Raw genomic sequence first — 12,981 nt, 5'->3', positions numbered from 1 at the left:
TGCTAAATTTGTTCCATCACAAACCGTCTTGTGGCCGCATCAATTTCCAAAATTTCCTCTAAGCTCGGTCGTGCAATGACATTGTGATGGTTCATTGCTTTTTCAATGAGGTCTTCCACTGTTAAGAAATCAATTCTCTTTTGTAAAAAGGCTTCAACAGCTACTTCATTCGCTGCGTTCATTACAGCTGGCATACTTCCACCTGCTTTTCCAGCTTCATACGCAAAACGTAAACAACGGAATCGTTCTTGGTCCATTTTCTCAAAATGCAACGTCCCTATTTCCCATAAGTTTAACTGTTTTGTGTCTGAAAGAGGCAATCTATCCGGATATGTAAGTGCGTATTGAATTGGTACTCGCATATCAGGTGAACCAAGCTGCGCCATTACACTACGATCTTCAAATTCAACCATAGAATGGATAATACTTTCTTTATGTAAAACAACATCGATTTGCTCATAAGGAATACCAAAAAGCCAATGTGCTTCAATTACTTCTAGTCCCTTATTCATCATTGTAGCAGAATCAATTGTAATTTTCGAACCCATTGACCAGTTTGGATGTCGAAGCGCATCTTCTACGGTCACATGATGCAATTCATCCCTCGTTTTATCGCGGAAACTTCCACCAGAAGCCGTTATAATAAGACGAGAAATTCTTTTTTCATTTTCACCATTCAAGCATTGAAAAATAGCCGAATGTTCACTATCAACTGGAAGTAACGAAACATTATGTTTTCGTGCTGCTTCCATTACAAGATGTCCTGCAGTTACTAACGTTTCTTTATTTGCAATTCCAATTGTTTTTTTCGCCTCAATTGCACGAAGTGTTGGTAACAACCCTACGCTACCTACAACAGCATTTACTACAATCTCCGCATCTGGATGTAGTGCTACTTCTAAAAGTCCTTCACTACCATATACAATTTTTGTATTACCTGAAACAGATTGTAATTTTAAAACATCTTCTTCTCTTTGCACAGAGACGATTTGCGGAGAAAATTCTTGAATTACCTTTACTGCGTAGTCAATATTTTTCCCTACAGAAAAAGCAACGAGACGGAATTGGTCTGGGTGCGAGCGTAATACATCTAAAGTTTGTGTACCAATTGATCCGCTTGCACCTAATAAACTAATGTTTTTCATGACTCCAACCCCTCGTTCATTTATTAATTATATTGTAATAAGAAGTAGAGAATTGGTAAAACGAATAACCAACTATCTGTTCGGTCTAATATACCACCATGCCCAGGTAAAATTGTACCTGAATCCTTTACGCCATAATGACGTTTAAAAGCAGATTGTACTAAATCACCAATTTGTCCAAAAATAGAAATAATAATTGTCAGCACAATTAAAATTACTACATTCGATTCGACTGGGAAGAACACGTTGTAAACAAGTGCCACAATAATTCCACAAACGATGCCCCCTAATGAACCTTCAATCGTTTTATTTGGACTGATTTCTGGCCACAATTTTCTCTTGCCCAATGCTTTTCCTACGAAATATGCGCCTGAATCAGTAGCCCATATAACAAATAATGCGCAAAATACATATTTAATTCCTAATATTCTCGTTTCATTTAAATATAAGAATCCCATTGCCACATATGTCGTTGCCATCAGTAAAAATGAAGCATTATCAAAAGTAAATGTATTCTTAGAAAGGACTGTATATGATAAAAGTAATAAAACAATCACAAATGTGATTTCCAATTTACCTAATCCAATCCATGTAAACAGTTCTGATGCACTACTTGGAATTAAAAGAATCCACAATAATACTGCAGCTAAAACTGTCGGTACTGAAATAAGCGTAAGCTTATTCATACGAATTAATTCATATAAACCTATAGAAGCAAGTGCATACACTAAAACCGTAAAAGGCACGCCACCGTATATTACGATGGGAATGAATAGCGCGGCAGCAACCACTCCAGTAATAATTCTCTGTTTCACTACCAAACCCTCTCTTTCTACACGCCTCCGAATCTGCGCCCTCTATGTTGAAAGTCAGTAATCGCATTTAGCAAATGTTCTTCTTTGAAGTCTGGCCAATACACGTCTGTAAACCAAAACTCCGAATATGCAATTTGCCATAACATGAAATTACTAATACGTAGCTCTCCGCTTGTTCGGATTAACAACTCTGGATCAGGTAAAGAACTCGTCATTAAGTAGGAGGAAAGCATTTCTTCACTTACCTCTTCAGAACGAATTTTTCCTTCCTCATTATCTTTCATCATATGTTGCACAGCAGAAACGATTTCATCTCGACTTCCATAGTTTAACGCGAAATTAAGAATTAATCCCGTATTCTCTTTCGTATCTTCCATGGCTTTCTCCATCGCTCTGCGTGTATGCGTAGGAAGACGATCTTTTTGCCCTATTACTCGGACTTGTACGTTTTCTTCAATCAATTCTGGTAAAAATGTACCTAGAAATTCTTCTGGAAGCTTCATTAAATAATCAACTTCCTTTTTCGGTCTTTTCCAGTTCTCAGTTGAAAAAGCATAAAGAGTTAACACTTTCACATTAAGTTTACTTGCAAATTTTGTAATTTTCTTTACAACTTGCATACCTTCATGATGTCCCGCAATACGAGGCATTGCTCTCCTCTTTGCCCATCTTCCATTCCCATCCATAATGATGGCAATATGTTCTGGGATATATCCTTTTTTCACTTCTTCAACGAGATGATCAAACGATGTGTCCTTTTTACCTTTAAAAAAAGGAAAGTTTTTAAACATCATTCATACCCTCCAGCAAGCAGACGTATGCCTAAAAGTGTAAAAAGACCCCCTTAAGAAGAGGGTCATAATTGCGAAGTTATCGCTATTACACTTCCATGATTTCTTTTTCTTTGTTTTTTGCGATTTCGTCAACTTTTGCAATATATTTATCTGTTTCTTTTTGGATATCTTCAGTATATCCTCTTAAATCATCTTCTGTAATCTCGCCAGCTTTTTCAAGCTTCTTAAGATCATCATTTCCGTCACGACGTACGTTACGAACAGCAACTTTAGCTTCTTCAGCATATTTTTTCACAACTTTTACAAGATCACGACGACGTTCTTCTGTTAATGCAGGGAATGCAATACGAATTACAGTTCCATCATTAGAAGGATTTAAGCCTAAATCTGCTTTTAAAATTGCTTTTTCAATATCACCGATAGAAGTTTTATCATAAGGTTGAATTACTAGTAAACGCGCTTCTGGAACTGTAATGTTCGCTAATTGCACAACTGGTGTTGGTGCACCATAGTAATCAACTTGTACCTTATCTAATACAGACGCGTTTGCACGGCCAGCACGAACTGTTGCTAATTCACGAGAATAAGCAGCAACTGCTTTTTCCATTTTTTCATTTGAAGACTTCAATACTTGTTGTCCCATATTTATTTCCCCCTTACCACTGTTCCGATATTTTCGCCTAAAACGGCACGTTTAATATTACCTTTTTCCATAACTGAGAATACAATTAATGGAATATCATTATCCATACATAGAGAAGAAGCTGTAGAATCCATTACACCTAAACCTTCTTTTAATACGTCTAAGTAAGTAAGCGTTTCATATTTCGTAGCTGTTGGATCAATAGATGGATCCGCATTATATACACCATCTACATTGTTTTTCGCCATTAAAATTACATCTGCTTCAATTTCTGCCGCACGTAATGCTGCTGTTGTATCTGTAGAGAAGTATGGGTTACCTGTACCTGCTGCAAAGATAACAACACGTTTTTTCTCTAAGTGACGAACTGCTTTACGACGAATGTAAGGTTCTGCAACTTGACGCATCTCAATTGAAGTTTGTACACGAGTTTGAATTCCGATATTCTCCAAGCTATCTTGAAGAGCTAATGAATTCATAACTGTCGCTAACATGCCCATGTAATCTGCCCCTGCACGATCCATGCCCATTTCACTTCCAATTTTCCCACGCCAAATGTTACCGCCACCAACAACAACAGCAACCTCTACATCAAGTTCTGCAATTTCTTTTACTTGTTCCGCAACTGACTTAATAACAGTTGGGTTAATTCCAAATCCTTGCTCTCCAGCTAAAGCTTCTCCACTTAGCTTTAAAACGACACGATTATATTTCGGTTTACTCATAATGAACCTCCAATTGCTTACATCTTTATTTTAAAAAAGGGAACACAATGTGTTCCCTAATCTGTATTAGTTGCTACCTTTTACTTGGTTCATTACTTCTTCAGCAAAGTTGTCTTCGCGTTTTTCGATACCTTCACCAACAGCGTAGCGAACGAATCCTTTTAATGTTCCGCCTTTAGACTCAACGAACTGACGAACTTTCATATCAGGGTTTTTAACGAATGCTTGGTCAAGTAAGCAAATCTCTTCGAAGAATTTGCCTAAACGGCCTTCAACCATTTTTGCAACGATTTTCTCAGGCTTGCCTTCGTTTAATGCTTGTTGTGTTAATACTTGACGCTCATGCTCAACTTCTTCAGCTGTTACAGCATCGCGGTCGATGTATTTAGGGTTAACTGCAGCGATGTGCATTGCAACATCTTTAGCAGCAGCTTCATCAGTAGAACCTTCAAGAACTGTTAATACACCAATGCGTCCACCCATGTGTAGGTAAGCGCCGAATGCATCTGCATCAGTTTTTGATACGATTTCGAAACGACGAAGTGTAAGTTTTTCACCAATTTTAGCGATTGCTTCGTTGATGTGCTCTTCAACTTTTTTACCGTTTTCCATTGTTTGAGCCATAGCTTCTTCAACGTTAGCTGGTTTGTTAGTTAATAAGTGAGCAGCTAATTCTTTAATTAGTGTTTGGAAACCTTCGTTTTTCGCAACGAAATCAGTTTCAGAGTTTAATTCTAAGATTAAAGCGTCGTTACCGTTTGTTTCGATGAAAGTTAAACCTTCAGCAGCAATGCGGTCAGCTTTTTTAGCAGCTTTCGCAATACCTTTTTCACGTAAGAAGTCAATTGCCTTCTCCATGTCGCCGTTAGTTTCTGTTAAAGCTTTTTTGCAGTCCATCATACCTGCGCCAGTTTTTTCACGTAATTCTTTTACCATTTGAGCAGTGATTGCCATACTTTTCATCCTCCTAAAATATGTATTTATACCTTTTATAAAGGTGTTTATACCTTAAAAAAGGTGATAAAAGGCCGAACCCCTTATCACCTTTCCAACTTTGTTACGCAGTAACAGTTTCTTCACCTTGTTTTGCTTCAAGGATCGCGTCTGCCATTTTAGATGTAAGAAGTTTTACAGCACGAATTGCATCATCGTTTGCTGGGATAACGTGATCGATTTCGTCTGGATCACAGTTTGTATCAACGATACCGATGATTGGAATGTGTAATTTGCGTGCTTCAGCAACTGCAATACGCTCTTTACGAGGGTCTACTACGAATAATGCACTTGGAAGACCTTTCATATCTTTAATACCGCCTAAGAATTTCTCAAGACGCTCTAACTCTTTTTTAAGTTGAACAACTTCTTTCTTAGGAAGTACTTCGAAAGTACCATCTTCTTGCATTCTTTCGATGTCTTTAAGACGCTTGATACGCTTTTGGATTGTTTGGAAGTTTGTTAAAGTTCCGCCTAACCAACGTTGGTTAACGAAGTACATACCAGCACGAGTTGCTTCTTCTTTAATAGCTTCTTGTGCTTGTTTTTTAGTACCTACGAATAAGATGTCTCCGCCTTCAGCAGCGATGTCGCGCATCGTTCTGTAAGCTTCCTCAACTTTTTTCACAGTTTTTTGTAAGTCGATGATGTAGATACCGTTACGCTCTGTGAAAATGTAACGCTTCATTTTTGGGTTCCAACGACGAGTTTGATGTCCGAAATGAACACCAGCTTCAAGCAATTGCTTCATAGAAATTACTGACATAATATAGTTCCTCCTAAATGGTTTTTGATATCCTCCGTTTACTTCATCTCTAAGCGAAACTACAAACGTAGCACCAACACTTAAATCAGTAAACGTGTGTACTTTGTACTGACACCACTGCTTACTATATCATACTGAAATATTACAATCAAGTCGAAAATGCGAACAATGTAAAACTTTCTTTGTTCATACTCGAATTCCAGTATTACCAACCTTCATTTCTTTTAAGCAAAAAAATAAATACAATTAATAGTTTTCTCAGAAAACACGCTTATGACACTTTTCACAAGCACCATCTATCCATTGCACATAAAAAACTCTCCTCAATCGAGGAGAGTTTTTTACCAGGCTGTGGAGAAAGTCTTCTCCACAGCCTGTTTTTGTGTCTGAACCTCTTTTTATGTGTCAACACTGATAAAAAAGAGGAAAAGGAGAGAGTTTTTATGATGGGTGCTTTAAAAAATCATCGTGATGAACGTGTATCTGTTTCTGTAGAAGAGTTGGTTCCACAAGATCATTTCCTTCGTGCGATTGAAGCGACAATTAGTTTTGATTTTATTGAAGAGAAATTACGCCCTTATTACTGTGAAAACAATGGACGTCCGTCAATCCATCCTATCGTTTTATTTAAAATGATGTTTATTGGATATTTTTACGGTATTCGTTCGGAGCGTCAATTGGAAAAAGAGATTAAAACGAATATCGCCTACCGTTGGTTTTTAGGATTTTCTCTATCAGATACTATTCCAGATCATTCTACAATCAGTTGGAATCGCCGTACCCGCTTTATTCATACAAATATTTTCGAAGAAATTTTTGATGAGATCGTGAGGCAAGCGACAGAGCACCGGATGGTGGGAGGACGTGCGCTAATGACAGATTCTACGCACATTAAGGCCAATGCCAATAAAAATAAATTTGTACATAAATATAAAAAAGAAAAAGCAAAGTTTTATATAGATGAGCTAGAAGCTGCGGTAATCGAAGATCGTAAGGTACATGGAAAAAAGAATTAAAACCTAGAGAGGAAAGTGATACCCCTACCAAAAAAACTCGTATAAGTACAACGGATCCAGATAGTGGATTTTTAATGAGAGATGGAAAACCGAACGGTTTTCATTTCTTAGACCATCGTACGACTGATGCGAAGTACAATATTATTACAGATACCTATGTAACGGCTGGAAATATGGCAGATTCCGAGCCATATTTAGCACGCCTCCAAGCTCAAATTGATAAATTCGGGTTCAAAGTAGAAGCTGTAGCTCTTGATGCAGGCTATTTTACGAGCTATATCTGTAAGAAATTATCGGAGAGAAATATATTTATGGTGATGGGGTATCGCCGATTTGGAAAAAGAAATAAAGAAGTACCAAAAAGCCAATTTAAATATGTAGAAGAAATGAATGCATTCGCTTGTCCGATGGGGTGTATTTTAGAGTATGCGACAACGGATCGTGAAGGATATCGTCAATATAAATCGAAGCCAGAAGACTGCGCTGTTTGTCCGCTACGTGAGGTATGTTTTTCAAAGAAACAAAAACAAAAAGTTATCACTCATCATATATGGGAGAAATATAAGGATATCGCTAGAAAAAACAAACTAACAGTTACAGGGAAAAAGTTGTACAAAGTACGCTGTTCAACTATAGAGCGAAGCTTTGCAGACGCCAAAGAACTACATGGCTATCGATATGCTCGATTTCGAGGGCTGAAGTCTGTCCAAATGCAGGCTTATCTCACCGCAGCTTGTCAAAACATGAAAAAAATAGCCCTCCATCTGACCAAAAAAGGTCTGGTGGAGGGCTATTTTTTTGAAACTCTATTATTTTATGTTGTTTTTATTCGCTAAAATCAAAATGATTACAGAGTGTTGGGAACCCCTAAAGGGTTTCCCAACACTCTGATAAAAAACTCTCCTCAATCGAGGAGAGTTTTTTACAAATTAGTTTGTTTTTAATTTAGCAAGTTCCTGTAGAAACTTGTCGTTTAGCACTTTAATGTATGTTCCTTTCATACCTAAAGAACGAGACTCAATAACACCAGCACTTTCTAATTTACGTAGTGCATTTACGATTACAGAACGAGTAATTCCTACGCGATCAGCAATTTTACTTGCAACAAGTAAACCTTCTGTTCCATTTAATTCTTCGAAGATGTGCTCAATCGCTTCTAACTCACTGTAAGATAATGAGCTGATCGCCATTTGAACAACAGCTTTACTACGTGCTTCCTCTTCGATTTCTTCTGCTTTTTCACGTAAAATTTCCATACCTACAACAGTTGAGCTGTACTCAGCAAGGATTAAATCATCATCTAAGAACTCTTGACCAAGACGAGCTAATACTAATGTACCTAGACGCTCACCGCCACCAACGATTGGTACGATTGTAGTTAAACCTTGACCAAATAATTCTCTGTTTTCTACTGGGAATGCTGTGTAAGCACTGTTCACATCTAAGTTTGAAGATGTTTCTGTAATGTTGAATAAGCTTTGTGTATATTCTTCTGGGAATTGACGTTCTGCAAGCATTTGCTTCATGCGTTCGTTTTCGATTTGTTGGTGAATTGCATAACCTAGTAATTTACCACGACGGCTAACTACGAATACGTTTGCTTCGATTACTTCACACATTGTGTCAGACATTTCTCTAAAGTTTACAGGCTTCCCTGCTGCGCTCTGTAATAACGCATTTAATTTTCTCGTTTTTGCTAATAATTCCATTTCAAAAGTTCCTCCTACATGTTACTCACATATTTTTTCATCACTTGGAAACTAGGGCGAGTCACCTGATGACACTATTACAAAATAAACTGGCTCACATCTTTATTTTTAGCAATTGTTGCTAATTTCTCCTCAACGTATTGAGGTGTTATCGTTATTTTCTCTAACGTAATTTCAGATGCTTCAAACGATAAATCTTCAAGGAGCTTCTCCATAATCGTATGAAGTCTTCTTGCTCCAATATTATCTGTATCCTGATTAACTTGATAAGCAATCTCAGCAATCTTACGAATAGCTTCGTCTGAAAATTCAATTTCTATACCTTCAGTCGCTAATAATGCCATATATTGTTTAATTAACGCATTGTCAGGCTCGATTAGTATTTTAACAAAATCGTCTGTCGATAATTTTGTTAATTCTACTCGAATCGGAAATCTCCCTTGCAATTCCGGAATTAAATCCGACGGTTTAGACATATGGAACGCTCCAGCTGCAACGAATAAAATATAATCCGTTTTTACTGATCCGTATTTTGTCGCAACATTCGACCCTTCTACAATCGGCAAAATGTCACGTTGCACACCTTCACGTGATACATCTACGCTATTCGACTGCTTACCAGCAATTTTGTCAATTTCATCGATAAAAATAATCCCGAGCTGTTCAGCACGATAAACAGCCTCTTGTGTAACTTCATCCATATCAATTAAGCGCTGTGCCTCTTCATTTGTCAAGAGTTTTCTTGCTTCTTTTACAGAAAGTTTACGTTTTTTCGTTTTTTTCGGCATAAAACTTCCTAGCGCATCTTGGAAATTCATTCCCATTTGCTCCATGCCAGTTCCTTGTAACATATCAAACATGGAAGACTGTTGTTCAGTCACTTCAATCGATACAATTTCGTCTTCAAGAAGCCCTGCAGCAAGCTTTCTCTCCACATCTTGACGCTTCTTTTCGATTTCAACATCTTCTTGTGTATCAGACGTTTGATTCGAATTTTGAGTGCCTCCAAAAAGCATCTCTAATGGATTTTTGAATCCAGATTGTTTCTCTGGACTCGGCACTAAAATTTCAACAAGACGTTGATTCGCTTGCTCTTCGGCTTTATCTTGAACTTTCACTACCATTTCTTCTTTTACGATACGAACCGATGTTTCCACTAGGTCACGTACCATCGACTCTACATCTCTACCCACATATCCAACTTCTGTGAATTTTGTAGCCTCAACCTTAATAAAAGGTGCTCCAACGAGTTTCGCCATTCGTCGTGCTACCTCTGTTTTCCCAACACCTGTCGGTCCAATCATTAAGATATTTTTAGGTGCAATTTCGTCACGTAAATTTTCAGCTAATTTACTGCGACGATATCGATTTCTCAACGCTACAGCAACCGCTTTCTTTGCGTCTTTTTGACCGATGATGTATTGATCTAATTTTTCCACAATTTGGCGCGGAGTAAAATGTAAATGCATATAAAATGCCTCCCTTACGATTCTACAATTCTTCAACAATTATGTTGTGATTCGTATAAACACAAATATCGCCAGCAATCTCTAAACTCGCTTTCGCAATTTGCTTCGCTGTTAAGTGTTCACTTGCATATTGCTTTAAAGCACGACCTGCAGAAAGTGCATAATTCCCACCAGATCCAATTGCTAAAATACCATCATCCGGTTCAATTACTTCTCCTGTACCTGAAACAAGGAGCATAGTTGTTTTATCCATGACAATGAGCATTGCTTCTAGCTGACGTAACATTTTATCGCCACGCCATTGTTTGGCCATTTCAACAGCAGCACGCTGCAAGTTGCCATTATACTCTTCTAATTTCCCTTCAAACATTTCAAAAAGAGTAAATGCGTCAGCAACTGATCCTGCGAAACCAGCCAAAACTTTACCTTGGAAAAGTTTACGAACTTTACGAGCTGTATGTTTCATTACAACAGCATTTCCCATTGTCACTTGGCCATCTCCAGCCATTGCACATTCTCCATTATGATGAACTGCAAATATCGTTGTAGCGTGGAAATTTCCCATAGAAAAAACTCCTTTATTTGTTTTTATAGCTTTTAAAGCAATTTATGCCCGCGGGTGATGCTTCATGTAAACAGAACGCAATCTTTCTTTAGAGACATGCGTATAAATTTGTGTCGTCGACAAATTTTCATGGCCTAATAACTCCTGTACAGTACGTAAATCCGCCCCTTCATCTAGCATATGTGTAGCAAATGTATGCCTTAACATATGGGGACTTATCCGCATTGTCAGCGAAGCCTTTTTAATGAGTTCATTTAAAACATAACGAACTCCACGACTTGTTAGCGGTTTACCTTTCGCATTTAAAAATACCATATGAGAGTCTTCGTCAGTCTTATTAACTAACTGTTTTCTCCCATTCTCTATATAAGTAATTAAAGAATCTTGCGCATAGCTTCCGAACGGAATATACCTTTGTTTTTTTCCTTTTCCCATTACTAAAATTGTTCCCACCGCAAAGTCAATATCGGTAAGTTGTAAATTGACACATTCACTCACACGGATCCCAGTCGCATACATCAACTCTAACAAAGCTTGATTCCTTTGACCTAATGGTGTTTCTGTGTCAGAAACTTCAAATAATTCCTCTAACTCTTCAGCATATAAAAACTTTGGGATTGACAATTCTTTTTTGGGGAGTGACGCAAGTGCAAACGGATTATCCTTTCGATAACCTTCACGCATCAAAAAACGATATAAACTTCGTAAGCTTGATACTTTTCTTGCGACAGATTTACGGGCTAACTTCTCATCGTGCAACGTCGTTAAGTACAAACGAACATCCGCGTATATAACGTCTAAAAAAGAGGATATGCCTTCTCGTTCCATAAATTGCACAAAATGTTCTAAATCATTTTGATAACTTGCAATTGTATATTTTGAATAATTTCTTTCAATTTGTAAATATCCAACGAATAATTGTAACAATTTCTTCACATTCACACAACTCACCTCAATAAAGGCTACTAAATCGTATCACAACTTAGTAGCCTTTGCAAGAAATTTAACTAAATATTTACAAAATTTCGAATCGTTTCTAAAGCTCGTGCTGCGTACGCTTCATTTCGTTCTGCTTTCTTTTTAATCTTCTTCTCTAACGGTGCAAATAGACCGAAGTTCGCATTCATCGGTTGGAAGTTTTTAGCGTTCGTTGCCGTAATGTAATTTGCCATGCTACCCATCGCAGTTACTGGCGGTAATACAACTGGCTCTTCACCTTGCACAAGACGCGCAGCATTAATTCCTGCTAATAATCCTGATGCTGCCGATTCAACATATCCCTCTACTCCAGTCATTTGACCAGCGAAGAATAAATCATCCCGTTGTTTATATTGATATGTTGGACGAAGCAAATTAGGTGAATTAATAAACGTATTACGATGCATTACACCATAACGTACAATCTCTGCATTTTCTAATCCTGGAATTAACTGTAACACTTCTTTTTGCGGTCCCCACTTTAAATGTGTTTGGAAACCTACGATATTGTATAAAGTTCCCGCTGCATCATCTTGACGTAACTGAACAACAGCATATGGCGTTTTCCCTGTTTTTGGATCTTCCAATCCAACAGGTTTCATAGGTCCAAATACTAACGTCTGTCTCCCTCTACTTGCCATAACCTCTACTGGCATACAACCTTCAAAGAAAATTTCTTTTTCAAACTCTTTTAAAGGCACTGTCTCAGCAGCAATTAGAGCCTCATAAAAACGATCAAACTCTTCTTCTGTCATTGGGCAATTTAAATATGCAGCTTCACCTTTGTCATAACGCGATTTTAAATATACTTTATTCATGTCAATGCTGTCTTTTTCTACGATTGGGGCTGCAGCATCATAGAAGTAGAAATAATCTTCTCCTGTTAATTCTTTCAATTTTGCAGAAAGATCAGGAGATGTTAATGGACCTGTAGCAATAATTGTCGGTCCCTCTGGAATATCTGTAATTTCTTCATTCATTACAGTTACATTTGGATGGTTCTTTACGTATTCTGTTACTTTAGCTGCGAACTCATGACGGTCTACAGCTAAAGCGCCTCCAGCTGGTACAGAGCACTCATCCGCCGCACGAATAATTACAGAATCCATTAAGCGCATTTCCTCTTTAATAACTCCAACTGCATTTGTTAAAGTGTTTGCACGAAGTGAGTTACTACATACTAATTCAGCGAATTTATCTGTGTGATGAGCTGGCGTTTGCCTTACCGGTCTCATTTCATATAATCTAACTTGGACACCACGTTTTGCAATTTGATAAGCTGCTTCACTTCCTGCAAGACCTGCGCCAATGACGTTTACTACTTGTGTTGTCATTTATATCACCTTTCCTTTTCTTCCCGAAA

13 protein-coding genes are annotated in these 12,981 nt (G+C 37.7%); 1 reads left to right on the top strand and 12 read right to left on the bottom strand.

Annotated features, from left to right (window positions below; all coding sequences use genetic code 11):
• Positions 1 to 2: 2 nt before the first annotated feature.
• The 7 genes from dxr to rpsB all read right to left on the bottom strand — a co-directional run bounded on the left by dxr (position 3) and on the right by rpsB (position 5,881).
• A complete protein-coding gene (gene dxr, locus QCI79_RS21705; protein WP_000790372.1) occupies positions 3 to 1,145 on the bottom strand; it encodes a 1-deoxy-D-xylulose-5-phosphate reductoisomerase in 1,143 nt (380 codons plus the stop codon).
• A gap of 23 nt (positions 1,146 to 1,168) precedes the next feature.
• Positions 1,169 to 1,960 (bottom strand): phosphatidate cytidylyltransferase, encoded by a 792-nt coding sequence (cdsA, locus tag QCI79_RS21700; protein WP_000813592.1) that lies wholly within the window; start codon positions 1,958 to 1,960, stop codon positions 1,169 to 1,171.
• Positions 1,961 to 1,977: 17 nt separating this feature from the next.
• The gene (gene uppS, locus QCI79_RS21695; RefSeq protein ID WP_000971296.1) at positions 1,978 to 2,754 is read right to left on the bottom strand and encodes an undecaprenyl pyrophosphate synthase; all 777 of its coding nucleotides are present in this window, start codon (positions 2,752 to 2,754) and stop codon (positions 1,978 to 1,980) included.
• Between the two features lie 85 nt (positions 2,755 to 2,839).
• Positions 2,840 to 3,397 carry a ribosome recycling factor gene (gene frr, locus QCI79_RS21690; protein WP_000531501.1) on the bottom strand — a complete coding sequence of 186 codons (558 nt, stop codon included), beginning with the start codon at positions 3,395 to 3,397 and terminating at the stop codon, positions 2,840 to 2,842.
• A gap of 2 nt (positions 3,398 to 3,399) precedes the next feature.
• Positions 3,400 to 4,122 (bottom strand): UMP kinase, encoded by a 723-nt coding sequence (pyrH, locus tag QCI79_RS21685; protein WP_000042668.1) that lies wholly within the window; start codon positions 4,120 to 4,122, stop codon positions 3,400 to 3,402.
• Positions 4,123 to 4,188: 66 nt separating this feature from the next.
• Positions 4,189 to 5,076, bottom strand: coding sequence for a translation elongation factor Ts (gene tsf / locus QCI79_RS21680; RefSeq protein ID WP_001018578.1), 888 nt, complete (start codon positions 5,074 to 5,076; stop codon positions 4,189 to 4,191).
• 103 nt (positions 5,077 to 5,179) lie between these two features.
• Complete coding sequence (rpsB, locus tag QCI79_RS21675) at positions 5,180 to 5,881, bottom strand: 30S ribosomal protein S2 (protein WP_000111485.1); 702 nt, start codon at positions 5,879 to 5,881, stop codon at positions 5,180 to 5,182.
• A gap of 443 nt (positions 5,882 to 6,324) precedes the next feature.
• Between rpsB and QCI79_RS21670 the strand changes: the two genes are divergently transcribed.
• A protein-coding gene (locus QCI79_RS21670) for an IS1182 family transposase (protein ID WP_097914644.1) occupies positions 6,325 to 7,733 on the top strand; the annotation gives its coding sequence in 2 pieces (ribosomal slippage) (positions 6,325 to 6,886 and positions 6,886 to 7,733; 1,410 coding nt in all).
• 93 nt (positions 7,734 to 7,826) lie between these two features.
• Here the strand turns inward: QCI79_RS21670 and codY are convergent.
• From codY to trmFO, 5 genes are all read right to left on the bottom strand, one after another.
• Positions 7,827 to 8,606, bottom strand: a complete 780-nt coding sequence (gene codY / locus QCI79_RS21665; protein ID WP_000421290.1) for a GTP-sensing pleiotropic transcriptional regulator CodY — start codon at positions 8,604 to 8,606, stop codon at positions 7,827 to 7,829.
• Positions 8,607 to 8,683: 77 nt separating this feature from the next.
• Positions 8,684 to 10,075, bottom strand: a complete 1,392-nt coding sequence (gene hslU / locus QCI79_RS21660) for an ATP-dependent protease ATPase subunit HslU (protein WP_000550087.1) — start codon at positions 10,073 to 10,075, stop codon at positions 8,684 to 8,686.
• Between the two features lie 22 nt (positions 10,076 to 10,097).
• Positions 10,098 to 10,640, bottom strand: coding sequence for an ATP-dependent protease proteolytic subunit HslV (gene hslV / locus QCI79_RS21655; protein WP_000526272.1), 543 nt, complete (start codon positions 10,638 to 10,640; stop codon positions 10,098 to 10,100).
• A 42-nt stretch (positions 10,641 to 10,682) separates the two neighbouring features.
• Positions 10,683 to 11,582, bottom strand: a complete 900-nt coding sequence (gene xerC, locus QCI79_RS21650) for a tyrosine recombinase XerC (protein ID WP_021727524.1) — start codon at positions 11,580 to 11,582, stop codon at positions 10,683 to 10,685.
• 65 nt (positions 11,583 to 11,647) lie between these two features.
• Positions 11,648 to 12,952, bottom strand: a complete 1,305-nt coding sequence (gene trmFO / locus QCI79_RS21645; RefSeq protein ID WP_000213002.1) for an FADH(2)-oxidizing methylenetetrahydrofolate--tRNA-(uracil(54)-C(5))-methyltransferase TrmFO — start codon at positions 12,950 to 12,952, stop codon at positions 11,648 to 11,650.
• Positions 12,953 to 12,981: the final 29 nt, after the last annotated feature.

Origin of the sequence: Bacillus cereus group sp. MG1 (genome assembly GCF_040460035.1) — a bacterium.
In the GTDB taxonomy this organism is placed as follows: domain Bacteria; phylum Bacillota; class Bacilli; order Bacillales; family Bacillaceae_G; genus Bacillus_A; species Bacillus_A cereus.
Note: the sequence above shows the minus strand (reverse complement) of the source record. Positions and strands in the feature narration are given on the sequence as shown.

Coding starts and splice junctions, on each gene's coding strand:
- hslV (WP_000526272.1), bottom strand. CDS start 10,640: ATGGGAAATTTCCACGCTACAACGATATTTGCAGTTCATCATAATGGA.
- tsf (WP_001018578.1), bottom strand. CDS start 5,076: ATGGCAATCACTGCTCAAATGGTAAAAGAATTACGTGAAAAAACTGGC.
- frr (WP_000531501.1), bottom strand. CDS start 3,397: ATGGGACAACAAGTATTGAAGTCTTCAAATGAAAAAATGGAAAAAGCA.
- rpsB (WP_000111485.1), bottom strand. CDS start 5,881: ATGTCAGTAATTTCTATGAAGCAATTGCTTGAAGCTGGTGTTCATTTC.
- codY (WP_000421290.1), bottom strand. CDS start 8,606: ATGGAATTATTAGCAAAAACGAGAAAATTAAATGCGTTATTACAGAGC.
- dxr (WP_000790372.1), bottom strand. CDS start 1,145: ATGAAAAACATTAGTTTATTAGGTGCAAGCGGATCAATTGGTACACAA.
- trmFO (WP_000213002.1), bottom strand. CDS start 12,952: ATGACAACACAAGTAGTAAACGTCATTGGCGCAGGTCTTGCAGGAAGT.
- hslU (WP_000550087.1), bottom strand. CDS start 10,075: ATGCATTTACATTTTACTCCGCGCCAAATTGTGGAAAAATTAGATCAA.
- pyrH (WP_000042668.1), bottom strand. CDS start 4,122: ATGAGTAAACCGAAATATAATCGTGTCGTTTTAAAGCTAAGTGGAGAA.
- uppS (WP_000971296.1), bottom strand. CDS start 2,754: ATGATGTTTAAAAACTTTCCTTTTTTTAAAGGTAAAAAGGACACATCG.